The sequence below is a fragment of the Rhizobium cerradonense genome (assembly GCF_030182455.1).
Classification (GTDB): domain Bacteria; phylum Pseudomonadota; class Alphaproteobacteria; order Rhizobiales; family Rhizobiaceae; genus Rhizobium.
The window spans coordinates 61,390-84,884 of the sequence record NZ_JAQJCK010000019.1 but is presented as its reverse complement, the minus strand read 5'-3'; the positions used below and the strand labels follow the sequence as shown (position 1 = coordinate 84,884).

At 58.3% G+C, this 23,495-nt stretch carries 25 protein-coding genes; 13 read left to right on the top strand and 12 right to left on the bottom strand.

Annotated elements, in window-relative coordinates:
• On the bottom strand, positions 1 to 286 hold a 286-nt coding region (locus PH547_RS28485; protein ID WP_285169756.1), incomplete at its 3' end, for an acetyl-coenzyme A synthetase N-terminal domain-containing protein.
• 222 nt (positions 287 to 508) lie between these two features.
• Here PH547_RS28485 and PH547_RS28480 point away from each other — a divergent pair.
• Complete coding sequence (locus PH547_RS28480; protein WP_104824917.1) at positions 509 to 1,216, top strand: DUF1013 domain-containing protein; 708 nt, start codon at positions 509 to 511, stop codon at positions 1,214 to 1,216.
• A 62-nt stretch (positions 1,217 to 1,278) separates the two neighbouring features.
• Here PH547_RS28480 and PH547_RS28475 read toward each other — a convergent pair whose 3' ends face one another.
• Positions 1,279 to 1,938, bottom strand: coding sequence for a YggS family pyridoxal phosphate-dependent enzyme (locus PH547_RS28475; protein WP_285170040.1), 660 nt, complete (start codon positions 1,936 to 1,938; stop codon positions 1,279 to 1,281).
• Positions 1,939 to 2,139: 201 nt separating this feature from the next.
• Here PH547_RS28475 and leuS point away from each other — a divergent pair, with 201 nt between their 5' ends.
• Genes leuS through holA form a run of 3 tightly spaced genes read left to right on the top strand, consistent with a single transcriptional unit; the run spans position 2,140 to position 6,333 of the window.
• The gene (gene leuS, locus PH547_RS28470; protein WP_104824919.1) at positions 2,140 to 4,770 is read left to right on the top strand and encodes a leucine--tRNA ligase; all 2,631 of its coding nucleotides are present in this window, start codon (positions 2,140 to 2,142) and stop codon (positions 4,768 to 4,770) included.
• Positions 4,760 to 5,281, top strand: coding sequence for an LPS assembly lipoprotein LptE (gene lptE / locus PH547_RS28465; protein ID WP_104824920.1), 522 nt, complete (start codon positions 4,760 to 4,762; stop codon positions 5,279 to 5,281). The genes leuS and lptE overlap by 11 nt, the downstream gene beginning before the upstream one ends.
• Positions 5,282 to 5,295: 14 nt before the next feature.
• On the top strand, positions 5,296 to 6,333 hold the full coding sequence (gene holA, locus PH547_RS28460) for a DNA polymerase III subunit delta (RefSeq protein WP_104824921.1): 1,038 nt from the start codon (positions 5,296 to 5,298) through the stop codon (positions 6,331 to 6,333).
• 15 nt (positions 6,334 to 6,348) lie between these two features.
• Here holA and PH547_RS28455 read toward each other — a convergent pair whose 3' ends face one another.
• From PH547_RS28455 to hemE, 8 genes are all read right to left on the bottom strand, one after another.
• Positions 6,349 to 7,233 (bottom strand): ParB/RepB/Spo0J family partition protein, encoded by an 885-nt coding sequence (locus PH547_RS28455; RefSeq protein WP_104824922.1) that lies wholly within the window; start codon positions 7,231 to 7,233, stop codon positions 6,349 to 6,351.
• A gap of 31 nt (positions 7,234 to 7,264) precedes the next feature.
• Positions 7,265 to 8,059: a ParA family protein gene (locus PH547_RS28450; protein WP_104824923.1), complete on the bottom strand. Its 795-nt coding sequence runs from the start codon at positions 8,057 to 8,059 to the stop codon at positions 7,265 to 7,267.
• A gap of 20 nt (positions 8,060 to 8,079) precedes the next feature.
• A complete protein-coding gene (gene rsmG, locus PH547_RS28445; protein ID WP_104824924.1) occupies positions 8,080 to 8,697 on the bottom strand; it encodes a 16S rRNA (guanine(527)-N(7))-methyltransferase RsmG in 618 nt (205 codons plus the stop codon).
• Between the two features lie 25 nt (positions 8,698 to 8,722).
• Positions 8,723 to 10,603, bottom strand: a complete 1,881-nt coding sequence (gene mnmG / locus PH547_RS28440; RefSeq protein WP_285170039.1) for a tRNA uridine-5-carboxymethylaminomethyl(34) synthesis enzyme MnmG — start codon at positions 10,601 to 10,603, stop codon at positions 8,723 to 8,725.
• A gap of 108 nt (positions 10,604 to 10,711) precedes the next feature.
• On the bottom strand, positions 10,712 to 12,031 hold the full coding sequence (mnmE, locus tag PH547_RS28435) for a tRNA uridine-5-carboxymethylaminomethyl(34) synthesis GTPase MnmE (RefSeq protein WP_285170038.1): 1,320 nt from the start codon (positions 12,029 to 12,031) through the stop codon (positions 10,712 to 10,714).
• A gap of 149 nt (positions 12,032 to 12,180) precedes the next feature.
• Positions 12,181 to 13,446, bottom strand: a complete 1,266-nt coding sequence (gene rho / locus PH547_RS28430; RefSeq protein WP_004127423.1) for a transcription termination factor Rho — start codon at positions 13,444 to 13,446, stop codon at positions 12,181 to 12,183.
• A 200-nt stretch (positions 13,447 to 13,646) separates the two neighbouring features.
• Positions 13,647 to 14,201, bottom strand: a complete 555-nt coding sequence (gene hemJ, locus PH547_RS28425) for a protoporphyrinogen oxidase HemJ (RefSeq protein WP_104824926.1) — start codon at positions 14,199 to 14,201, stop codon at positions 13,647 to 13,649.
• Positions 14,202 to 14,205: 4 nt separating this feature from the next.
• Positions 14,206 to 15,240: a uroporphyrinogen decarboxylase gene (gene hemE, locus PH547_RS28420; protein ID WP_285170037.1), complete on the bottom strand. Its 1,035-nt coding sequence runs from the start codon at positions 15,238 to 15,240 to the stop codon at positions 14,206 to 14,208.
• Between the two features lie 401 nt (positions 15,241 to 15,641).
• Between hemE and PH547_RS28415 the strand changes: the two genes are divergently transcribed.
• Genes PH547_RS28415 through dnaQ form a run of 5 tightly spaced genes read left to right on the top strand, consistent with a single transcriptional unit; the run spans position 15,642 to position 19,284 of the window.
• Positions 15,642 to 16,463, top strand: coding sequence for a pyruvate, water dikinase regulatory protein (locus PH547_RS28415; RefSeq protein WP_104821430.1), 822 nt, complete (start codon positions 15,642 to 15,644; stop codon positions 16,461 to 16,463).
• A gap of 36 nt (positions 16,464 to 16,499) precedes the next feature.
• A complete protein-coding gene (locus PH547_RS28410; protein WP_104821431.1) occupies positions 16,500 to 17,099 on the top strand; it encodes a Maf-like protein in 600 nt (199 codons plus the stop codon).
• The gene (locus PH547_RS28405; protein WP_285170036.1) at positions 17,092 to 17,949 is read left to right on the top strand and encodes a shikimate dehydrogenase; all 858 of its coding nucleotides are present in this window, start codon (positions 17,092 to 17,094) and stop codon (positions 17,947 to 17,949) included. Before PH547_RS28410 ends, PH547_RS28405 begins: the two co-directional genes overlap by 8 nt.
• Positions 17,949 to 18,566 (top strand): dephospho-CoA kinase, encoded by a 618-nt coding sequence (coaE, locus tag PH547_RS28400; protein WP_104821433.1) that lies wholly within the window; start codon positions 17,949 to 17,951, stop codon positions 18,564 to 18,566. The genes PH547_RS28405 and coaE overlap by 1 nt, the downstream gene beginning before the upstream one ends.
• Before the next feature lies 1 nt (position 18,567).
• Positions 18,568 to 19,284 (top strand): DNA polymerase III subunit epsilon, encoded by a 717-nt coding sequence (dnaQ, locus tag PH547_RS28395; protein ID WP_104821434.1) that lies wholly within the window; start codon positions 18,568 to 18,570, stop codon positions 19,282 to 19,284.
• 81 nt (positions 19,285 to 19,365) lie between these two features.
• On the opposite strand, the gene secB is transcribed toward dnaQ, so the two are convergent.
• Both secB and PH547_RS28385 read right to left on the bottom strand, forming a co-directional pair.
• A complete protein-coding gene (gene secB / locus PH547_RS28390) occupies positions 19,366 to 19,848 on the bottom strand; it encodes a protein-export chaperone SecB (protein WP_104821435.1) in 483 nt (160 codons plus the stop codon).
• Between the two features lie 95 nt (positions 19,849 to 19,943).
• The gene (locus PH547_RS28385; protein WP_285170035.1) at positions 19,944 to 20,474 is read right to left on the bottom strand and encodes an FxsA family protein; all 531 of its coding nucleotides are present in this window, start codon (positions 20,472 to 20,474) and stop codon (positions 19,944 to 19,946) included.
• Positions 20,475 to 20,620: 146 nt separating this feature from the next.
• Here PH547_RS28385 and PH547_RS28380 point away from each other — a divergent pair, with 146 nt between their 5' ends.
• The 4 genes from PH547_RS28380 to PH547_RS28365 are packed head-to-tail and all read left to right on the top strand — an operon-like array spanning position 20,621 to position 23,383.
• Complete coding sequence (locus tag PH547_RS28380; protein WP_104821437.1) at positions 20,621 to 21,322, top strand: Tim44/TimA family putative adaptor protein; 702 nt, start codon at positions 20,621 to 20,623, stop codon at positions 21,320 to 21,322.
• The gene (gene mltA / locus PH547_RS28375; protein ID WP_285170034.1) at positions 21,319 to 22,437 is read left to right on the top strand and encodes a murein transglycosylase A; all 1,119 of its coding nucleotides are present in this window, start codon (positions 21,319 to 21,321) and stop codon (positions 22,435 to 22,437) included. Before PH547_RS28380 ends, mltA begins: the two co-directional genes overlap by 4 nt.
• Positions 22,437 to 23,021 carry a Smr/MutS family protein gene (locus tag PH547_RS28370; RefSeq protein WP_283048233.1) on the top strand — a complete coding sequence of 195 codons (585 nt, stop codon included), beginning with the start codon at positions 22,437 to 22,439 and terminating at the stop codon, positions 23,019 to 23,021. Before mltA ends, PH547_RS28370 begins: the two co-directional genes overlap by 1 nt.
• A complete protein-coding gene (locus PH547_RS28365) occupies positions 23,018 to 23,383 on the top strand; it encodes a helix-turn-helix domain-containing protein (protein ID WP_285170033.1) in 366 nt (121 codons plus the stop codon). The genes PH547_RS28370 and PH547_RS28365 overlap by 4 nt, the downstream gene beginning before the upstream one ends.
• Positions 23,384 to 23,495 lie beyond the last annotated feature (112 nt).

Below are 23,495 nucleotides of genomic sequence, written 5' to 3'. Positions count from 1 at the left end.
CCCAGATGAAGGCCACGTCATCGCCGTGCTTCTTCAGGTGGCGGTCGATGCAATTGTAGGAGACGTTGGTCAGTCCGTCTTCGAACCATTTGATTGAGACCTTGCCCGTGAAAGACGTGTTCTTGACCTTGGTGTAGGGCTTGAACCAGTCGATGCGTTCGCCGTGCTTGCCCCAGAACCTGTCGGGATCCTCGACGCTTTGCTTGTACCATTTCTGATATTTCGCCGCGTCGATCAAAGCGCGCGCTTGAACCGGCTTCGTCACCGGATGAATCTTTTCCGACATCATTTCCTCCTCAACCTTGGCACCCTCTATCGAGACTATGGGTGCTCATTCCGTGCCATCAATAGCAGCTCAAGTTACGACAGCAATTAGACAAAGCGCATTTCATCGGCAAAGAATTGCAATTCTGCAACGCTGCGGTTATATAGGGCCATATTTCCCGGACAATGTGGTGTTACACCCCGGACCGCGACACCGGCGCGGACTGACAGAAGGACTATATCCATGGCTCAACAATTGCTCATGCCGAAGGCAACAGCCATCTGGCTTGTCGACAATACGGCCTTGTCGTTCGACCAGATTGCACAGTTCTGCAAGCTGCATCCGCTCGAAGTCAAGGCTATCGCCGATGGCGAAGCGGCACAGGGCATCAAGGGCCTCGACCCAATCGCCACCGGCCAGCTCTCGCGCGACGAAATTGCCCGCGCCGAAGCCAATCCGAACCACAAGCTGAAAATTTCCGAACCGAAGGTTCGCGTGCCGGAATCCAAGCGTCGTGGCCCGCGCTACACGCCGGTTTCCAAGCGCCAGGATCGCCCGAACGCCATTCTCTGGCTGGTGCGCAACCATCCGGAACTGAAGGACGCACAGATTTCCCGCCTCGTCGGAACCACCAAGTCGACCATCGAGCAGATCCGTGACCGCACGCACTGGAACTCGACGAACTTGACGCCGATGGATCCGGTAACGCTCGGCCTCTGCAGCCAGATCGACCTCGACATGGAAGTCGAAAAGGCCGCCAAGGGCCGTCCGCTGCCGACAGCCGCCGAACTCGGCGCGACGCTGCAGCCGGCGCAGGAAACCGAGAAGCTCGGCTTCAGCTATGATCGCGATGAAGAGAAGGAAAAGGAAATCGACGCCGACGCCGTCTTCGCCAAGTTGAAGTCGCTGAAGTCCACCACGCCGGACGATGACGACGACGACCGTTATTGAGACGCGATCAGCTCTCTAGCGAGTTCGAAGCCCCGGTTTTCACCGGGGCTTTCTTTTGGGCCTCACCGAGCTCCGAAAATCGCCGACCCAACGCGAACGCTCGTAGCGCCGAAAGCCACGGCAATCTCATAGTCGCTCGACATGCCCATGGAGAGTTTCTCGACCCCGCTCTTCTTGGCTAGCTTGGCGAGCAACGCGAAATGCGGCCCAGGATTCTCATCCGCTGGCGGTATGCACATCAGTCCCTCGATCGAAAGTCCAAGCTCCTTCCGGCAGAAATCGACGAAGGCGGTCGTATCGTCCGGCGCAATCCCGGCCTTTTGCGGCTCCAGCCCGGTATTGACCTGCACATAAAGCCTCAGCACCTTGCCCTGCCGTTTCATTTCATCGGCGAGGGCGCGGGCGATCTTTTCGCGATCCACCGTTTCGATGACGTCGAACAAGGCCACGGCATCCGCCGCCTTGTTCGATTGCAGCGGCCCGATCAGATGCAGCTCGATCTCGGGCGTTTCCGCCTTGAGCAGCGGCCACTTGCCTTGGCTTTCCTGCACACGGTTTTCCCCGAACACCCGCTGGCCGGCCGAAATGGCAGGGCGAATCGCTTCGGCATCGAAGGTCTTGGAAACGGCGACGAGCTGCACGGCACCCGCCGGTCGACCGGCTTGATGCTCCGCTGCAGCGATATGGGCACGAACCGCGTTCAACCGCTCTTGAAGTTCCATCTTTTCACCTCGATATTGACGCCTGTTCCTTGAGACTTTGCAGTAATGAGGCAGGCGGCCTTTGCCAAGGGCCGATGCCACAGAATCCGGCTTTGCTTTGCAAGATAAAGCACTTGCCGCACCCGCTAAACTTGACGCTTGGTTGGTTTCGTGATGAAGGTCACGGCCAACTCCCCATGATTTTCTGGAATACAAGATCAGATGGCTACCGAACGTTATAATCCGCGCGATGCCGAGCCTCGCTGGCAGCAGAAATGGAACGAGGAAAAGGTCTTCCTCACTGACAACGCCGATCCGCGCGAGAAATATTACGTCCTCGAGATGTTCCCCTATCCGTCGGGCCGCATCCATATGGGCCATGTGCGCAACTATGCCATGGGTGACGTCGTCGCCCGCTACAAGCGCGCCCGTGGCTACAACGTCTTGCATCCGATGGGCTGGGACGCCTTCGGCATGCCGGCGGAAAACGCCGCCCGCGACAACAAAGTGCATCCGAAGGAATGGACCTACCAGAACATCGCCTCGATGAAGGCGCAGTTGAAGGCCATGGGCCTGTCGCTGGACTGGAGCCGCGAATTCGCCACCTGCGACGTCGACTATTACCATCGCCAGCAGATGCTCTTCATCGACATGATGGAGAAGGGCCTGGTTTACCGCAAGAAGTCCAAGGTCAACTGGGACCCGGTCGACAACACAGTGCTCGCCAACGAGCAGGTCATCGACGGCCGCGGCTGGCGCTCCGGCGCGCTGGTCGAACAGCGCGAGCTGACGCAATGGTTCTTCAAGATCACCGAATTCAGCCAGGACCTGCTGGACGCGCTGGATACGCTCGACCATTGGCCGGAAAAAGTGCGGCTGATGCAGAAGAACTGGATCGGCCGTTCCGAAGGCCTGACGATTCGTTGGGAAATCGTGCTAGAAACCTCGCCCAACTCTGAACGCGAAATTACCGTCTATACCACGCGTCCGGACACCTTGTTCGGCGCCTCATTCCTGGCGATTTCGGCCGACCACCCGCTGGCGAAGGAAGCGGCAGCGGTGAATCCGGCTATCGATGCCTTCTGCGAAGAATGCCGCCGCGCCGGCACCTCGCTTGCCGCATTGGAAACCACCGAGAAGAAGGGCATGGACATGGGTATCCGCGTCCGCCATCCGCTCGACCCGTCCTGGGAGCTGCCGGTCTATATCGCCAATTTCGTGCTGATGGATTATGGCACCGGCGCCATCTTCGGCTGCCCCTCCGGTGACCAGCGCGACCTGGATTTCGCCCGTAAATACGGCCTGCCGGTCGTGCCCGTCGTCATGCCGAGGGATGGTGACGCCGCAAGCTTCAGCATCGACGATGTCGCCTATGATGGCGACGGCGTCATGATCAATTCGCGCTTCCTCGACGGCATGAGCATTGAAGAAGCTTTTGAGACGGTGGCGACGAAATTGTCGGCGACAAGCCTCGGCAATGCGCCGCAGGCCGAGCGCAAGGTGAATTTCCGCCTGCGCGACTGGGGCATCTCGCGCCAGCGCTATTGGGGCTGCCCGATCCCGGTCATCCATTGCGAGGATTGCGGCGTCCTGCCAGTGCCGAAGCAGGATCTGCCGGTGAAGCTGCCGGACGATGTCACCTTCGACCAGCCGGGCAATCCGCTCGACCGCCATCCGACATGGCGGCATGTCGCCTGCCCGCAGTGCGGCAAGGATGCCCGCCGGGAAACCGACACCATGGATACCTTCGTCGATTCTAGCTGGTACTACACTCGCTTCACGGCACCTTGGGAAAATGAGCCCACCGACAAAGCGGCCGCTGATCGCTGGCTGCCCGTCGATCAATATATTGGCGGCATCGAGCATGCGATCCTGCATCTGCTCTATTCCCGCTTCTTCACCCGCGCCATGCGCGAAACCGGTCATGTCGCGGCCAAGGAACCTTTCAAGGGCCTGTTCACCCAGGGTATGGTCGTTCACGAGACCTATAGCCGTGGCAATGGCCTGACGCGCGAATGGGTATCGCCAGCCGACATCCGCATCGAGGAAACCGACGGTCAGCGCCGCGCGACATTGCTGTCGAGCGGCGAAGAGATAACCATCGGCGCAATCGAGAAAATGTCGAAATCGAAGAAGAACGTCGTCGACCCCGACGATATCATCGCCTCCTACGGCGCCGATACGGCTCGTTTCTTCGTGCTGTCCGATTCGCCGCCCGACCGTGACGTTATCTGGTCGGAAGCGGGTGTCGAGGGCGCGCATCGTTTCACGCAGCGCATGTGGCGCTTGGTGTCGGAGGCCGCTGACGCGCTGAAGACCGTCAGCGCGACTCCGGCTAAAGAAGGCAGCGCGCTGGCGATCTCACAGGTCGCCCATCGCACGCTGAAAGCGGTTCAGGGCGATTATGATAAGCTCGCCTTCAACAAGGCCGTCGCGCGCATCTATGAATTCGTCAACACATTGGCTGCTCCGCTGGCCAAGGTCGCCGCTGGCGACACGGATGCCAGCTATCGTTCCGCCGTTCGTGAAGCGGTCGAGATTCTCATCGCATTGGTCGCACCGATCACGCCGCATCTGGCCGAGGAATGCTCGACAGCGCTCGGCAATGCGCATCTGGTCGCCGTGAGCGCTTGGCCGCGCTACGACGAAGTGCTCGTCGTCGAGAATGAGATCGTGTATCCGGTGCAGATTAACGGCAAAAAGCGCGCCGAATTGACAATTGCGCGCGATGCAGATCAGAATGCCGTGCAAGAGGCTGTACTCGCCCTGGATGCCGTCGCAAGCGCATTGAATGGTCAGGCGCCAAAGAAGATCATCGTCGTTCCACAGAGGATCGTGAACATTGTCGTCTGATAGTCTTTTCAAGCTCGCTCGCGCTGCAGGCGTTGCGTCTCTGGTTGCCGTTGCCAGTCTTTTGTCCTCATGCCAGGTCAAGCCGCTTTACGCGGAGAGTACCGGCGTGACGCAGAAGCTCGCGGACGTTGCCTTTTCCGACGCCGGTTCGCGCGTCGGTCAGCAGGTTCGCAATCAATTGATCTTCATCGCCGGCCGCGGCGCCGGCGAAACGAAGACCCCGAAATATACGGTCGATCTGAGCGTTAGCTCCGGCACGGGCGGCGTTCTCTACCTGCCGTCCTCCGATACGTCGGCCGCAGGCCGCACGACGGTGACGGCATCGTTCACCCTCAAGGATGCCAGCGATGGCAAGGTTCTGAAATCCGGTAGCCGCTCAGTCACGTCGCTGGTGGACTTCCCAACTCAGGAATTCGCCAAGGCACGCGCCATCCGCGATTCTGAAGACCGCGCAGCCCGCGAAGTTGCCGAGCTGGTAGGCGCCGACATCGCTGCGGCGCTTAGCCGTTAATATGAGCGCGCGGCATGGCGGAAATCAAATCCCACGAGTTTGACGGATTTCTCCAAAACGCCGCGCGCAGCTACCGCCTCTTTGTCATCTACGGCCCTGACCGCGGCCTTGTCTCCGAGCGGGCAGGGCAGATCGCCGGCAAGACCGGCGTTGATCTGAACGACCCTTTTTCCCTGATCAAGCTCGATGTGAGCGATCTCCAAAACGATGCCGGCCGCCTGCTCGATGAGGTCAATGCTATCGGCCTTTTCGGCGGTGAAAAGCTGGTGTGGATCCGCGGTGCCGCCAACGAAAAGGCTCTCGTCGATTCGCTGCAGATTATTGCCAATAATCCGCCGGATGCCAGTTTTGTCATTGTCGAGGGCGGTGATCTGAAGAAGGGCTCCAGCCTTCGCAAGGTGGCAGAGACTTCCAAAGCTGTCGCAACTATTCCGTGCTATACCGACGACATTCGCGCGCTGAACAGCCTCATCGATGTGGAGCTGGCCAACGAAAATCTGCGCATCACACCGGCGGCGCGTCAAATCCTGTTAGAGTTTCTCGGCGGCGATCGCATCGCTTCGCGCAACGAAGTCCGTAAACTGGCGCTTTATTGCCGCGGGCAGGGGACAATTGAAGAGGATCACGTCACCGATATCATCGGCGATGCCAGCGCCATTTCGGCAGATGACGCGGTGGATGCCATTCTCAAAGGCGATTCCGAAGCTTTTCTGCATGCCATGCAAAAAATCGCGTCTTCCAAAACACCGATGTTTCTCGTGCTTCAGGGTTGTCTGAGACAATTTCAGTTGCTGGACATGATGCGGACGGAAATGGACGAAAAGCGCGTGCCGCCGGCACAGGTCATGCAGACACTCGGCCGGCACCTGCACTTCCGCCGTAAGCCGATCATCGAACAGGCCCTCAAGAGCTGGACGGCGCCGGCAATCGCGCGGGAAATGAACAGATTGCAGGCCGCCATTCTTCAAACGCGGCAACGCGCCAGTCTGGAAGACACAATCGCCACCCAGACGCTGCTGGCAACCACGCTGCAATCGGCCCGCAAGGGCTGACTGACGCGAAACCGCTCAACGCCGCTCCAGCAGCCGGCAAATCTCTTCGAGCTGCTCCAGGGTCTTGTAGGAGATCTTCACCTGACCGCCGCTGCCACGATGATTGATCGCGACGTCCAGCCCCAGCGTGTCGGATAATGTTCTTTCCAACGCCAGCGTATCGGAATCCTTCTCGTCCTTGCGAGCGCTTACGGGGCGGGGATCGTTCTGAGCCTTGATATCGTTCTGCGCCAGCCGCTCGGCATCACGCACCGACATTCCCTTGGAAACAATCGTCCGAGCAAGTGCTGCCGGATCGGAAGTCGAAACCAGCGCGCGTGCATGGCCGGCCGATAGACTACCGCCGGCGAGCATGTCGCGAACCGGTTCCGGCAGCTTCAGCAGGCGCAGCGAATTGGCGACATGACTGCGGCTTTTGCCAATGATCTCGCCAAGGTCATTCTGCGTATAGCCATGTTCGGCTATCAACTGCTCGTAGCCCAGCGCTTCTTCCAAAGGATTGAGATCGGCGCGCTGAACATTTTCAACGATGGCGATTTCCAGAGCGGTTTTGTCATCAACATCGCGCACGATAACGGGAATTTCGATCAGGCCGGCCAGTTGCGCCGCGCGCCAGCGTCTTTCTCCGGCTATGATTTCATAGCGATCGACCGAGACCGTACGCACGACCACGGGCTGAACGATGCCGTGCTGTCGGATTGAGCTGGCAAGATCGTGCAGCTCGGTTTCGTCGAAATAGCGACGCGGATTCTTTGGGTTGCGGCTGATGAATTCGATTGGCACCATGCGATCCGGATTGACGCCCGGCTTGCCGGCGTCCACCGGCGTCGGCTGATCCATCTCTCCGATGAGAGCGGCCAAGCCGCGGCCGAGACGCCGTTTCGAAACATCATCATTCATCGCAATTACTCACTTCAGAACAAACAATAGATCAGGCGGCTGCCTTACGCTGCCGCTCCCGCTGGATCACTTCCGACGCCAGTTGCAGATAGGCTTGACTGCCGGCGCATTTTAGATCGTAAAGGATCGCCGGCTTGCCATAAGAGGGCGCTTCAGATACGCGAACATTGCGCGGTATCAACGTATGGTAGACCTTCTCGCCCAAATGCGTGCGCACATCATTGACGACCTGCTGCGCAAGATTGTTGCGGGAATCAAACATGGTTAAGACAATACCCTGAATATCGAGCAGGGGATTGACGGTGCGGCGCACCTGATCGACGGTTTCCAGCAACTGGCTGAGACCTTCCAGCGCAAAGAATTCGCACTGCAGCGGCACCAGAACCGAATGGGCGGCCGCCATGGCGTTCATGGTCAGCAGGTTGAACGAGGGCGGGCAATCGACCAGGATGTAGGAAAAAGCGGTAGCCGCGCCATTCAGCGCGCGGCGCAGCCGGAAGACACGATCGGACTGTTGAGCGATTTCCATCTCAATCCCAAGCAAATCCATCGTCGAGGGAATGATGTAGAGATTGGGGACAGCCGTTTCCTGAACCGTATCAAGAATCGTATGGGTCCCGACCAGGAGATCATAGGACGACAGTTTTCGATCCCGCCGTTCGATGCCCAGGCCGGTGCTGGCGTTGCCTTGCGGATCGAGGTCGACGATCAAGACCCGCTCGCCGATAGCGGCTAGGGCCGTGGCTAAGTTGATCGCAGTGGTTGTCTTGCCGACGCCACCCTTTTGATTTGCGATAGTAATAATCCGGTTTCGCTCGCCGATCATTGCCGCATATCCAATTATGGTTAAATTCGACGTCGAGGGCGATTTAACTCCAAAATAACAGAATCTCGCTCGACCACACTGTTGTGTTTTACCAGATCGAATTCCCACCGACCACGGGCTTTCTCGACTTCACGCTCGTAATCCCGGCCTTTATGCAGCAGCAAACGGATATTTTCGTTGCGTTCCGCCCAAGGCGCTGCGTAGTCCAGCAACACATCCAGCTCGGCCAGCGCTCTTGCCGAGATCACCTCGCAGTGACGAATGACCTTCGGCGCTTCCTCGATACGGATGGCGTGGACGGCGCCGAGAGCCTCGCATTCCCTGAGGCAAACCCGCAGAAACGCAGCCTTTTTCTGATTGCTCTCCACCAGATCGACATGTCCATCGGCCTGTTCCGCCAGTAGAATGGCGGTAATGATGCCGGGAAAACCGCCGCCGCTACCGAGGTCAACCCATCGGGCTGGTTTCGGATGAAGTTGAAAGATCTGTGCGCTATCGGCAATATGTCTTTGCCAGAGATCGTTGATCGTCGAGGGCGCCACCAGATTAATGGTCTTCGCCCACTTCTGAAACAGCTCAGCAAAATGCTGCAAGCGTCCCTGTGTTTCACGTGAAACACGCACACCGTTTAATTCCATGGCAGGACTCTCACACCTTGCAATATCAGGAAACGAGCTTCTGCTCTTCCGCCTCGACGTGCTTCCGCAGATGGGCCAACAAAAGCGATATGGCCGCCGGCGTCATCCCGTCGACACGCGACGCTTGTGCAATATTCTTCGGGCGCGCAGCCGTCAACTTCTGCTTCAGCTCGTTCGATAGACCGGACAAGACGGAAAAATCGAAGCCCATCGGAATTACGCGCTCTTCTTCGCGTCGCACCTGCACGATGTCCGAAGTCTGGCGATCCATATAGACTGCATAGGCAGCTTCGATCTCGACAGCTTCAACGACGCGGCCCTCGATCGATCGCAACTCCGGCCACAGGCCAGACAGTGAGTCAACGGATTGACCCGGATAGGATAGAAGATCATATGCCGATCGGCGCTGACCATCCTTATTCAGATGCAGCCCGGCTTTTGCCGCTTCCGTCGGCGTGACACTCAAACTCTTCAATTGAGCCCGAGCTTGCTCGAGCTTCTCCATATAGATTTTGAACCGCTCGCCGCGATTCACATCGACGCAACCAATAGACATCCCCAGCGGTGTCAGCCGAACATCAGCGTTATCGGCTCGCAGGGACAAACGATATTCTGCGCGAGAGGTGAACATGCGATAGGGTTCGGCCACTCCACGAGAGGTGAGGTCGTCGATCATTACTCCAATATAGGATTCCGTGCGGCTGAGCTTCACAGCCTCTCCGCCGGAGGCTAAGCGAGCGGCGTTCAGGCCGGCAATCAAGCCCTGTGCTCCAGCTTCCTCGTAACCCGTGGTTCCATTGATTTGCCCAGCCAAAAACAGACCGGGAATCTTCATGACTTCGAGCGATGGCTTCAATTCGCGGGGATCGACATGATCATATTCGATCGCGTAGCCGCACTGCAGAATTCGGACTCGTTCCAGACCCGGAATGGTTCTGATAAATGCATCCTGTACGTCCTCGGGAAGCGAGGTCGATATGCCGTTGGGATAGACGGTCGTATCGTCGAGCCCCTCCGGCTCCAGAAAAATCTGGTGACCGTCGCGCTCGCCGAACTTAACGATCTTGTCTTCGATCGATGGACAATAACGCGGACCCACACCCTCGATCTGGCCGGAATACATCGCCGACCGCAGGAGGTTGTCCGCAATGATCTTGTGCGTTGCCGGCGTTGTCCGCGTCACCCCGCATTCGATTTGCGGAGTCGTAATGGCATCCGTCATGAAAGAGAAGGGCACGGGCTCGTCATCAGCGCCTTGGCGGCCCACGGAATCCCAGTCAATGGTCGTGCTATCCAAGCGCGCCGGCGTCCCGGTCTTCAAACGGCCGAGCGCCAGACCATAACGATGCAGCGTGGCGGATAGGCCCATCGAGGGTTCCTCCCCAACTCGGCCAGCCGGGATCTTTCTATCACCAATATGGATCAAGCCACGGAGAAAGGTCCCGGTCGTCAGAACGACAGCACCACATCGAAGGATGCGGCCATCCTTTAGAATCACCGCGGAGACACGGTCACCTTCTATGGCAAGATCAAAGGCATCCCCTTCGATCAGGTCCAGGTTTTCGATCGCGTCGATCTCACGCTGCATGGCGAGACGATAGAGCTTCCGGTCTGCCTGGGTGCGCGGACCGCGAACGGCCGGACCCTTCTTCCGGTTCAGCATGCGGAACTGAATACCTGCCGCATCCGCGACGCGGCCCATTAGACCATCGAGGGCGTCGATCTCGCGAACCAGGTGACCCTTGCCCAGGCCGCCGATCGCGGGATTGCACGACATCACACCAATCGTATCGCGTTTATGGGTGACGAGCCCGGTCTGTGCGCCCAGACGGGCGGCTGCGGCCGCAGCTTCACTGCCCGCATGTCCACCACCCACAACAATCACATCATATATTTTATCGAGCATCGTAAAGCCCTCGGTATTGCCGTCTGTTTGGCACACCAAAATCAGGAGTCAAGAAGGTTTCACGTGAAACGTTTTCCACAGCGTACCTAACGCCGTGTTTCACGTGAATCATTTGCCGATACAGAATTCGGAAAAGATAACATCAAGCAAATCCTCGACATCTACCCTTCCGGTGATGCGGCCTAAACTGTGCGCAGCCTGCCGCAGGAACTCCGCGCGTATATCCAAGCCTGCAGCATTGAAGGTCACGGCCTGGTTCAGTGCCTCCATACTTTCCGCTAACATCGTCCGATGCCGCAAGCGGCTCGGCAAAGCCAATGAAAGTGCTGATGACCGCGTTAGCAAATCGTTAACCAACAATTGATGCAGTTCGGCCAAGCCTGCGCCAGTCGTGGAAGAAATGCGAAGATCGTAATCTTCACCACCAATCGGATGTATGTCCGATTTAGTGCCTATTCGAAAGACTTTTCCGTCAAATCCGTCGAATTCGGTTTGCGGGACGGTCCCTATCTCAGCCAACGACAGAATAATATCCGCCTCCGACGCTGTTTTCAGCGCCCGCCGGATCCCCTCGCGTTCAATGACTTCCTCCGTGTCCCGCAAGCCGGCAGTGTCATAGAGCCTGACCGCATATCCCTCGATATTGAGATCGACATGGAGAACGTCACGCGTGGTTCCAGCAATATCCGTCACGATCGCCACCTCGCGGCGCGCCAGTGCGTTCATCAAGCTCGACTTGCCGGCGTTCGGCGCGCCGGCAATAACGACTTTTAACCCATCCCGGACAATCTCGCCCAAATCGGCCCCAGCAAGATGCGTTGACAATTCGGATTGCAGCTTTGCCATATCCGTCCAGACCAGATCGGATACCGAACCTGGCACATCATCCTCATCCGCAAAATCCAGCTCCGCCTCGATAAGAGCCCGAGCGCGTGTCAAACGATCCGCCCATCCCTCATAAAGCTTTGAAAGACCGCCCGCCGCGTGTTCCACAGCCAACCGGCGCTGCATTTCCGTCTCGGCTGCGATGAGATCGGCCAAGCCTTCGATTTCCACCAGATCCATCTTGCCATTTTCAAGGGCGCGGCGCGAAAATTCGCCATGTTCCGCCAAGCGGCAGCCTTTAACGCCGGCGAGCTCCTTGAGAAGTGCGGCCACAACCGCTTTGCCGCCATGAACGTGAATCTCGGCACAATCCTCCCCGGTAAAGGAAGCTGGAGCGGGGAAAATAAGGACTAAGCCTCGGTCAATCACGAGACCATTTCGAGTCCGAATCGTTTTCAGCGCCGCTTGCCGCGGCTTCGGCAACGCTCCGACGAGCGCCTTGGTCACCGCCAGAGCCTCCGAACCGCTGATGCGGACGACTCCGACGCCCGCCGGGAGACCGCCGCTGGAAAGCGCAAAGATCGTATCGCTGGAGTGCTGCATAGAATTGATCCGCATCCGAATCGAATTGGCCGAGATCGACTTTCAAAGCCTACGGCACATGCTTACAAACAAAATCGGGCCGCATAAAGCGACCCGATCAAATTCATAGGATACCCGACGCTCAAATGAACGATGAATCCGGCTAAGGATTACGTATTCATTGAATCGAAGAAGTCCGGATTGTTCTTCGTCTGCTTCAGCTTGTCGATCAAGAATTCGATCGCATCCGTAGTGCCCATAGGCGCAAGGATACGGCGGAGAACAAAGATCTTCTGCAGATCCTGGCGCGGAACCAGCAAGTCTTCCTTACGGGTGCCGGATTTCAGAATATCCATCGCCGGGAAGATGCGCTTATCGGCAACCTTGCGGTCGAGGACAATTTCCGAGTTGCCGGTGCCCTTGAATTCTTCGAAGATCACTTCGTCCATGCGGCTGCCGGTGTCGATCAGCGCCGTCGCAATGATCGTTAGCGAACCACCCTCTTCGATGTTACGGGCGGCACCGAAGAAGCGCTTCGGACGCTGCAGGGCGTTGGCGTCAACACCACCGGTCAGAACCTTACCCGATGAGGGGACGACCGTGTTGTAAGCGCGGCCAAGACGGGTGATCGAATCGAGCAGGATGACGACGTCGCGACCATGTTCGACAAGGCGCTTGGCCTTTTCGATGACCATTTCGGCGACCTGCACGTGGCGAACGGCGGGTTCATCGAAGGTCGACGAAATGACTTCGCCGCGCACGGAACGCTGCATATCCGTCACTTCTTCCGGACGTTCGTCGATCAGAAGAACGATCAGATAGCAATCCGGATGATTGGCGGTGATCGAATGCGCGATGTTCTGCAGCAGCACCGTCTTACCGGTGCGCGGCGGTGCTACGATCAGGCCGCGCTGACCCTTGCCGAGCGGCGCCACGAGATCGATGACGCGCGGCGACAAGTCCTTCGAGGTCGGAACGTCGAGCTCCATGCGGAAGCGTTCGTTCGGATAAAGTGGCGTCAGGTTATCGAAATGGACCTTGTGACGGATCTTTTCCGGATCGTCGAAATTGATGGTGTTGACCTTGAGCAGCGCGAAATAGCGCTCGCCTTCCTTCGGTCCGCGGATCGGCCCCTCAACCGTATCGCCCGTCTTCAGCGAGAAGCGGCGGATCTGCGATGGAGAGATATAGATATCGTCCGGACCCGGCAGATAATTGGCATTGGCGGAACGCAGGAAGCCGAACCCGTCCTGCAGGACCTCGACAACGCCTTCGCCGATAATTTCCACGTCCTGGCTGGCAAGCACCTTCAGAATGGCAAACATCAGTTCCTGTTTGCGCATCGTGCTCGCATTTTCGACCTCGAGCGATTCGGCAAAGGCCAGGAGATCGGTCGGGGATTTATTCTTAAGTTCTTGAAGCTTCATTTCAGCCATGAAGGGATTTACTCTGTTTTAGAAGGGGAAAGGCAATGTTGGTCGTATTCAGAACCGCGATGAGGGTGTTCGCGGGCGACAGAACTGATACATGCCACGAAGAAGAGATGGCGGGAAAATAGCGATTCACTTTCGGCCCCGCAAGGGGGGCTGGCAAAATGAAGGAAATTTAAGTTTCGCGTTAAGTTCTGCGTCTTATTTCACGCAAACGGCTTCACCACGACCAGAATGACGATCAGGATCATCAGCACCGTCGGCGCCTCGTTCATGAACCGCCAATAGCGAGCCGAATGCCGGTTTTCATCGCGCGCAAAGGCGCGAACGGCGCGGCTGAAGAACATATGGACGATGGTCAGCAGCACGACAAGGCCGATTTTGGCATGTAGCCAACCGCCGTGGAAATCGTAAACGGACCAGGCGAGATAGAGCCCGAAAATCCAGGTCAGCATCATTGCCGGCGTCATGATCACTCGCAAGAGCCGGCGCTCCATCACCTTGAAGGTTTCCGACTGCTGCGAACCGGGCTCGGCATCGGTGTGATAGATGAAAAGCCGCGGCATATAGAAAAGCCCGGCCATCCACGAGATCACCGCGATGATATGAAAGGCCTTGATCCAGAGATAGAGATTGTCCGGATGCCAGGCAAACAGGCCGATCGCCAATGCCGCGAACAGCAGGATCATGAAATAGGCGCGCCGGCTGGCGTATGCGCCGGCGCGAGGATCTATCTGCTTTTCTCCCGATTGCTCGTTCATCTCGTCAGCCCTTCCATCCGCGCACGCGCTCGACCAAGGCGGCGACATCGGATGGATCGGCCTGCGGCGTGATGCCGTGGCCAAGATTGAAGATCAGCGGACCATGGCCGAGATGCTGCAGAATATCGTCAATCCCATCGCTAAGAGCCTTACCGCCGGCAACGACACGCATCGGATCGAGATTGCCCTGCACCGGCCCTTCCTGTTGCAGCTCCCTCGCAAAGCTTAGCGGCACCGACCAGTCGAGACCGATCGCATCGGCTCCTGTCTTCTGCCGGTAGGTTTTCAGCAGATAGCCCGCGCCCTTGGCAAAGGCGATGATCCGCGCTTGCGGCCGCCGCGCCTTGACCGAAGCGATCATTCTGGCAACCGGCTTGATGGCAAAAGCCTCGAATTCCGTTTCACCGAGCACGCCCGCCCAGGAATCGAAGATCTGCACCGCATCCGCGCCAGCATCGATCTGCGCCACCAGGTAGTCAGCGGAAATATCGGCAAGCAGCATCAACAGATGCTCGAATGCCTTTGGATGCCGGTAAGCGAAAAGTCGGGCAGGGGCCTGATCCGGTGTGCCATGGCCAGCAATCATATAGGTCGCGACCGTCCAGGGCGCGCCGCAGAACCCGAGCAGCGTCGTCTCTTCGGGCAGTTCGCTCCGCAGCCGCCGTACCGTCTCGATCACCGGAGCCAGATGATCAATGACGCCGCCGGCCTTCAACGCCGCAATACCGGCTTCATCGATCGGATCCATCTCCGGACCATGGCCCTCGGTAAAACGCACATTGCGTTTCAGCGCATCGGGGATCACCAATATATCAGAGAACAGGATTGCAGCGTCAAAGCCATACCGCCGGATCGGCTGCAACGTCACTTCGACCGCATGTTCCGGGGTATAACAGAGCTCGAGAAAGCTCCCGGCCTTTGCCCTTGTCTCCCTATACTCCGGAAGATAGCGGCCGGCTTGGCGCATCAGCCAGAGAGGGGGAGGGGTCAGCGTTTCACCACTGAGCACTCTCATGATCTTCCGGCGTTCATCGCTCAAAGACGTCATCCCATTTAAAAACCAAACATATATCTAAGGTTTCTATTTCTTAGAGTCGGTGACTATCAAGGATTAAAATCCATCCACGGCCGATCCAAAATGTCGCGCATCCATCAAGATCCGGCAAAGAGATCGGCTGGAGCGCCGGATATGTGGAAAAAGTAAAACTTAGATCAATCTTTTGAAGGGTTTGGCTTGCCTTTTATTTCAGGCCTGTCTGGGGATAAAATGGGGAGGCTGGCTGAAAGCCGCAAATTATCCACATTGCCCACAATCTCCGGCGAAGCGTCCTCGGCCAAATTCGAAATGTGGAAAAGTCGGCGGTTTTCCACTTGCCCCCGACCGGCCGCTTCCCGTACCTCTCTTCTCTCCCGACATATCAACAGGCAATGGAAAGTAGCGTGGAAAACCGGACAAGCTTCTTTCATCTGCATCTGATTTCTGACTCAACCGGCGAGACTCTGATCTCCGCGGGCCGCGCCGCCTCGGTGCAATTCCATGCCAGCCAGCCGATCGAACATGTCTATCCCCTGATCAGGAACCGCAAGCAGCTCCTGCCGGTGCTGGAAGCGATCGACCATAGTCCCGGGATAGTCCTTTATACGATCGTCGACCGTGAACTTGCTGATTTCATCGCCGAGCGCTGCCGCGAGATGGGTGTGCCCTGCGTCAATGTCCTCGAGCCGGTGATGAATGTCTTCCAGACCTATCTCGGAGCGGCGTCCCGGCGCAGGGTCGGCGCCCAGCATGTAATGAATGCCGATTATTTCGCTCGCATCGAAGCGCTGAACTTTACCATGGATCATGATGATGGACAGATGCAGGATGATTATAATGACGCCGATGTCGTCATCATCGGCATCAGCCGGACATCGAAGACGCCGACCAGCATCTATCTTGCCAATAGAGGCATCAAGACGGCCAATATTCCGATCGTCCATGGCGTGCCTTTGCCCGAGAGTTTGATCAGGGCGACCAAACCGCTCATCGTCGGGCTGGTGGCGACCACCGACCGGATATCGCAGGTTCGCGAAAACCGTATCCTCGGGGCGACGGCCGGTTTCGATCGTGGTGACTATGTCGATCGCGCAGCGATCTCCGAGGAGCTGAAATACGCCCGCTCGCTCTGTGCCCGGCACAATTGGCCTGTCATCGATGTCACCCGCCGCTCGATCGAAGAGACCGCGGCCGCCATTGTTGCCCTGCGCCCGAAGCTGCGCTAAGCGCTGGATACCAAGATTCCCCGAGGTTTATCCGATATGACAGCACCGCTCATTCTTGCCTCTTCCAGCCCGTTCCGGCGGATGCTGATGCAAAATGCCGGTCTACATTTCCAGGCGGTGGCGGCTCAGATCGATGAACGCGCAATCGAAGCGCCGCTGGAGAAGGATGGCGCCGGGCCGGATGCTGTGGCGCTGGTGCTGGCCAAAGCCAAGGCGAAAGAGGTGAGCGATCGTTTCCCCGACTCGCTCGTCATTGGTTCGGACCAGACGATGTCGCTCGGCGATGAAGTTTTTCATAAACCGAAAACGATGGCGGACGCCGAGAACCATCTGCGAAAACTGTCTGGCAAGACTCATCGTTTGAACAGTGCCATCGCACTGGCGCGCAACGGCGACATCATCTGGGAACATGTGTCCCATGCGGAATTGACCATGCGCGATCTTTCGGCCGATTTTGTCCACCGTCATCTGAGCCGTGTCGGCGACAAGGCGCTGTCGAGCGTCGGCGCCTATCAGCTTGAGGCTGAGGGGATACAGCTTTTCTCGAAAATCGACGGCGATTACTTTACCATCGTCGGATTGCCGATGCTGCCGCTCCTTCAGCAGCTTCGCGAATTGGGAGTGATCGATGGGTGATTCACGTGAAACATTCGGCCCCAACGCCTTCGTTACGGGCTATCCCATCAAGCATTCTCGCTCGCCTTTGATCCATGGCCATTGGCTTCGCACACTCGGTCTCGCCGGCAATTATCGTGCGCACGAGGTCTCGCCGGATGATTTCCCGGCCTTCATCGCTTCCTTGAAGGACGGTTCGAGCGGCTTTGTCGGCGGCAATGTGACGATCCCGCACAAGGAGACGGCATTCAAGCTGGCGGATCGCCCGGATGAATTGTCCGAGGAGCTCGGTGCTTCGAACACGCTCTGGCTTCAGGACGGCTTGCTGCATGCGACCAACACGGACGGCCGCGGTTTCACGGCCAATCTGGATGAGCGCCATCCCGGTTGGGATCGTACCGGACGAGTGGTGATCCTGGGTGCGGGCGGCGCGAGCCGCGCCGTCATCCAGGCGGTGCGCAATCGCGGCATTCCGGAAATTCACGTCGTTAATCGCACTGTCGAGCGGGCAAGGGAACTGGCCGATCGCTTCGGCGAGCGTGTCCATGCCCATCCGATGGCGGCGCTGGATGAGGTGATGCGAGGTGCCGGTCTTCTTGTCAATACCACCTCGCTTGGCATGGACGGTGAGGCGGCGCCGCAGATTGATTTTTCGCCGCTGGCCGAAAATGCCGTTGTCACCGATATTGTTTATGTGCCGCTGAAAACGCCGTTGCTTGCCCAGGCGGAAGAACAAGGCTTCGCCACAGTCGACGGGCTTGGCATGTTGCTGCATCAGGCTGTGCCGGGTTTTGAAAAATGGTTCGGCGAGCGTCCGGTGGTCGATGAGGCGCTCCGGGCGCTGATCATCGCCGATATGGAAAAACACTGATGATCCGCATTGGACTGACCGGATCGATCGGTATGGGAAAATCGACGTCGGGCAAGCTCTTCGCCGAAGCGGGCATCCCCGTGAATGATGCCGACGCAGTCGTGCATGATCTCTATAGTGGCGAAGCCGTTCCCCTGGTCGAAGCCGCTTTCCCCGGAACGACGAAGGATGGGGCCGTCGACCGGCAGGAGCTTGGCCGCAAACTCGCCTCCGATCCCTCCGGGTTCAAGCGACTTGAGGCCATTGTTCATCCGCTGGTGCGGCAGCGCGAACGAACGTTTCTCAAACGTCAGCGTGCCGCCGGTGCCGATATCGTCGTGCTCGATATCCCCCTGCTGTTCGAGACCGGCGCCAATGAACGGGTGGACAAGATCGTCGTCGTCAGTTGCGATCCACAGATTCAACGGGAAAGAGTGCTTGCCAGGCCGGGCATGACTGAGGAAAAATTCGCCATGATTCTCTCCCGCCAGACGCCGGATGCGGAGAAGCGGGCGCGGGCGGATTATGTCATCGACACCGGCGGCAGCATCGATGCGGCGCGGGAGCAGATAAAAGACATCATAGCCGACCTGCGGCAGCGATCGGCAGACAACGGATCTGCAGGCGGAGAGCCCTAATATGCGCGAAATCATTTTCGATACGGAAACGACCGGCCTCGACAACAGGGCCGACCGGGTCATCGAAATCGGTGGTATCGAGCTCTTCAATCACTTTCCGACCGGCAAGACCCTCCATCTCTATATCAATCCCGGCGACCGCAAAGTCCATCCGGACGCGCTTGCCGTGCACGGCATCACCGACGAATTCCTGAAGGACAAGCCGTCCTTTGCCGATGTCGCCGATGAAATCCTTGCCTTTTTCGGCGAAGCCAAGTGGATCGCCCACAATGCGACTTTCGATATGGGTTTCGTCAATGCCGAATTCGCGCGGCTTGGTCGGCCGCCGATCCTACCCGATACGGTGATCGATACGCTCGCCATGGCCCGGCGCAAACATCCGATGGGGCCGAACTCACTGGATGCACTCTGCCGGCGCTATGGCATCGACAATTCCCACCGCACCAAACACGGCGCGCTTCTCGACTCCGAATTGCTGGCTGAAGTCTATATCGAGATGATCGGCGGCCGGCAGACAGCCCTTGGTCTCGGCAGCATCAACGGTTCATCCGCACGCTCCCGTCAGGCCGACGATGCCGACGAGATCGTTGCGGATATCCTGGTGCGACCGACGCCGCTGGCGAGCAGATTGAGCGAGGCCGAGCTGGAAGATCACGCAGCGCTGATCGCCAAGCTTGGCGAAAAAGGCATCTGGTCGAAATACCGCGCCGCGAATTGAAAACATACTCTAAGCCCAAAAGAAAATGCCCGGATCGAAATCCGGGCATTTTTGTTTCTATCGATGGAATGGACCGAAGGCTTAGTTCGGAACCGCTTCGACCTGGGCGCGGGCCTGTTCTTCGGCGACACGCTGGGTGAACATTTGCGCGAAATCGATCGGGTCGATCATCAGCGGCGGGAAGCCGCCGTTGCGGGTGACGTCCGCGATGATCTGACGGGCGAAGGGGAAGAGCAGGCGCGGGCACTCGATGAAGAGCAGCGGCAGCATGTGTTCCTGCGGGAAACCGGTGACGCGGAAGACGCCGCCATAGACCAGCTCGGTGTGGAAGAGAACCCGCTCGCCATCCTTGGCTTCGGCATTCAGCGTCAGCACAACGTCGAAATCCGATTCCGACAGCGGATTGGCGTTGACGTTGACATTGATGTTGATGTCGGGAGCATTTTCCCGGGCCTGCAGCGAGCGCGGAGCACCAGGATTTTCGAAGGAAAGATCCTTGGTGTATTGAGCAAGGATGGAAAGGCTCGGGCTGGCTGCGCCGTTGCCGCTGTTCTCGTTGGCCATGGGGGTTTCCTCTGACGTCAATGGGTGTCGCCATCTAGCATTTCGAATAAGGGCTTACAACCCTTGAGGCTTCGGCCATCTTTGGCCGCTGTTGCCTACTCTTCAAGGCGCTTTTTGTCAGACCAAGGCGAGTTGCGGTTGGGCTCGCGATGAAAATCGGTTTCGTCCAGATCGACGACATGCCCGGGTCCGCGCGGCCCTGTTTGCGGGCCGGAAGCCGAACTCGGGCCTTGGCCGGCGCCCCGTCTGAAGGCACGCGAACTGCCCAGAACGACGATGCGTTTACGCAGGACCGTCCAGGCGAACTCACGCACGGCCGGAATGAAGAGCAGCAAACCGATAATATCAGAGATAAAGCCGGGTAGCATCAGCAGGAATGCGGCAACGACGATCATGGCGCCATGCACCATTTCGCGTCCCGGATCGCCGCCATTGCGGCTCTCGGCGGAAATGCGCTGCAGGATACCGATGCCCTGGATTCTGAGAAGAGCGGCACCCAGGAGGGCGCTGAGGATCACCAGCCCCAATGTCGCCCAGACGCCGACCATCTTGCCGACGATGATGAAGCCAGCGATTTCGGCAAGCGGCATCAGAAAGACGAAGACAGGTACGAGGGATAGGCGCATGTTAATGTGTCCTGGAAGCGGTGCTTATACGCTTAGCGTTAGTCCATCGCGCATAATAAAGATACCGGTCCGCTATTTGAATGATAGATCGATGCGGACTATATGGGGATTGAAACTCTCAATTTTAACGGCGGTTCCGATACGAGATGGGTGCAAACGACTTTGTGACGATCTTTTTCCTGGTGGCAGCGGTGCTGATTTTCTTTCAGCTCCGTAGCGTTCTTGGCCGCCGTACGGGGAACGAGAAGCCGCCGCGCGATCTCTACGGTTCCCCCGATTCGGCTACGGGTCCGACCGTACCGGATGCCGGCAAGGTAGTGACCCTGCCGCGCCGCGATGCAGCCGAGGATGAAGATCGTTTTGCGGCCATCGACGCCTTTGCGGCAGCCGGCACGCCGCTCAACGATTCGCTGCGCGAATTGAGCAAGGCCGATCCCAGCTTCAATCCGAAGGAATTCGTCAATGGCGCCCGCATGGCCTATGAGATGATCGTCATGGCCTTTGCCGATGGCGACCGCAAGGCGCTGAAGGGCCTGTTGTCGCGCGAGGTCTATGAAGGCTTCGATGCCGCCATTACAGAGCGCGAAACCAGGGGCGAAAAGGTAAAGTCCACCTTTGTCGGCATCGACAAGGCCGATATCGTCACCGCCGAGATGAAGGGGACGGAAGCCTTCGTGACGATGCGCATCGTCAGCCAGATGATTTCGGCGACCTACGATAAGGCCGGCACGCTGATCGACGGCGATGCCGAGGCGGTTGCCGAGATCAGCGATCTCTGGACCTTTGCCCGCGACAGCCGTTCGCGCGATCCGAACTGGAAACTCGTGGCGACCGAATCCGAACAATGACGACCGCATCGCAGGATTTCAGGCTTGAACCGGCAACCTTCGCCGATCTGAAGGGCTGGAAGGACGACGATCCTTCCAGCCTTTTTCGTGCCATGAAGGACTGTCGGGACCATATCAGAGATGTAAAGCCCTACCGCACCGGTGCAGCCGGACTGACCGCAAACGACCTCCTGACCCTGCTCGACGATGCGGAAGGCTACGCGCCCAAGGACGCTGCCGAGGCCCGCGCCTTCTTCGAAGAACGCTGCCAGCCCTTTTTTATTCGCCGCGGCGACGGCGCCAGAGGTTTCGTAACAGCCTTCTATGAGCCGGAGATTGCAGTCTCCGCAACACCGGACGAGACCTATCGCTATCCGTTCTATCGCCGGCCGGACGATCTGATCGATCTCGACGATACCAACCGGCCCGCGAATCTCGATCCATCCTATATGTTCGGTCGTCTCAAGGATGGGAACATCTCCGCCTATCCGGACCGCGGCGAGATTGATCGGGGTTATCTGGAAGGCAGGGGCTTGGAGATCGCCTGGGCAAAGTCCAAGGTTGATGTCTTCTTTGTGCATGTGCAGGGCGCGGCGAGATTGCTCTATCCGGATGGACGCATGGGCCGCATCACCTATGCCGCCAAGGCCGGCCATCCCTTCTCGGCCGTCGGCCGCCTGCTGATCGACCGCGGCGCGCTCGACCGCGCGACGATTTCGATGCAGACGATCCGCGATTGGCTCTATGCCCATCCGCAGGAAGTCGATGAAGTCCTGTGGCACAACAGGTCCTACATCTTTTTCCGTGAGGCCGATGTCAGCGATCCCGCGCTTGGTCCGATCGCAGCGGCGAAGGTGCCGCTGATTGCGGGCCGCTCACTGGCGGTCGATCGGCTGATCCACACCTTCGGCTTTCCTTTCTTCATCCAGTCGGAAAGCTTGACGCATCTCGACGGCGGCAAACCTTTCGGGCGGCTGATGCTGGCGCTCGATACCGGTTCGGCGATCGTCGGCTCGGCGCGCGGGGATATCTTTACCGGTTCCGGCTACGATGCGGGAGAGCTTGCCGGTACCGTGCGCAATGATGCGGATTTTTATATATTGGTTCCGAAGGCGGCAGCTCAGAGGTTCGGCTGATGGCTTCAGAACGACAGACCAAGGAACGAAAGCTCAGCACGGACGAGCGCATTCTCTGGGGCAAGGTGGCGAAAAGCACTCGGCCAATGCCGGAACGGCTCGCCGATATCGAAGCTTTCGACGAGGTTCTGGCGGCAGAGGCACGGGCGGAGGAAACCGCACGTGCCGAGAAGGAGAAAGCTTCGGCAGCATCCCGAGATCCGCAAATTCCGCCGCCACCGGCCAAACCGCCTTCCGGCGCGCACCATCCGCTGGAGCGGCCGGTCAAGCGTAAGATCGCCAAGGGCCGGCTGGCGCTGGAAGCGCGGATCGACCTTCACGGGCTGATCCAGAGCGAGGCGCACGCCATGCTCCTCGATTTCCTTCTCCGCGCGCATCAGCGCGGCCTTCGCCATGTGCTAGTCATCACCGGCAAGGGCAGTTCCATGGGCAGCGAGGGCGCCTTGAAGCGTGCCGTGCCGATGTGGTTCTCCAAGCCGGAATTCCGGTTCCTGATTTCGTCCTATGAGACGGCCGCGCAGCATCATGGCGGCGACGGTGCCCTCTATATCCGCCTGTCGCGACTGAAAGGCGAGAAGCTGTGACCCCCTTTGGCGAAGCGGTGAGGAAGCTCCGGGCGCGCAAGGGTGTCTCGCAGAAGGAAATGGCTGCGGCGCTGAATGTGACTCCGGCTTATTTATCCGCCTTAGAACATGGAAAGCGCGGCACGCCGACTTTCGATCTCCTGCAGCGCATTGCCGGATACTTCAATATCATCTGGGACGAGGCGGAGGAATTGTTCCTCTTGGCACGCTTTTCCGACCCGCGCGTCGTCATCGACACCTCGGGCCTGGCGCCGGAATATACGGCCTTTGTCAATCGGTTGGCGGGCCGGATTCGCAGCCTCGATGCGGCAACGATCGGGGAGCTGTCCGAGCTTCTCGAAAATGCCGGCAAAAGCGGCTGAAAACCGCCTTAATCCCCTGCTTTATGCCTGATATGAGGGGCCTTCCATTTGGAAGTTCGGGGCGAAACATCCTATATTCAGGGAAAGAAAAACCGCTGATTCGGTAGAGATC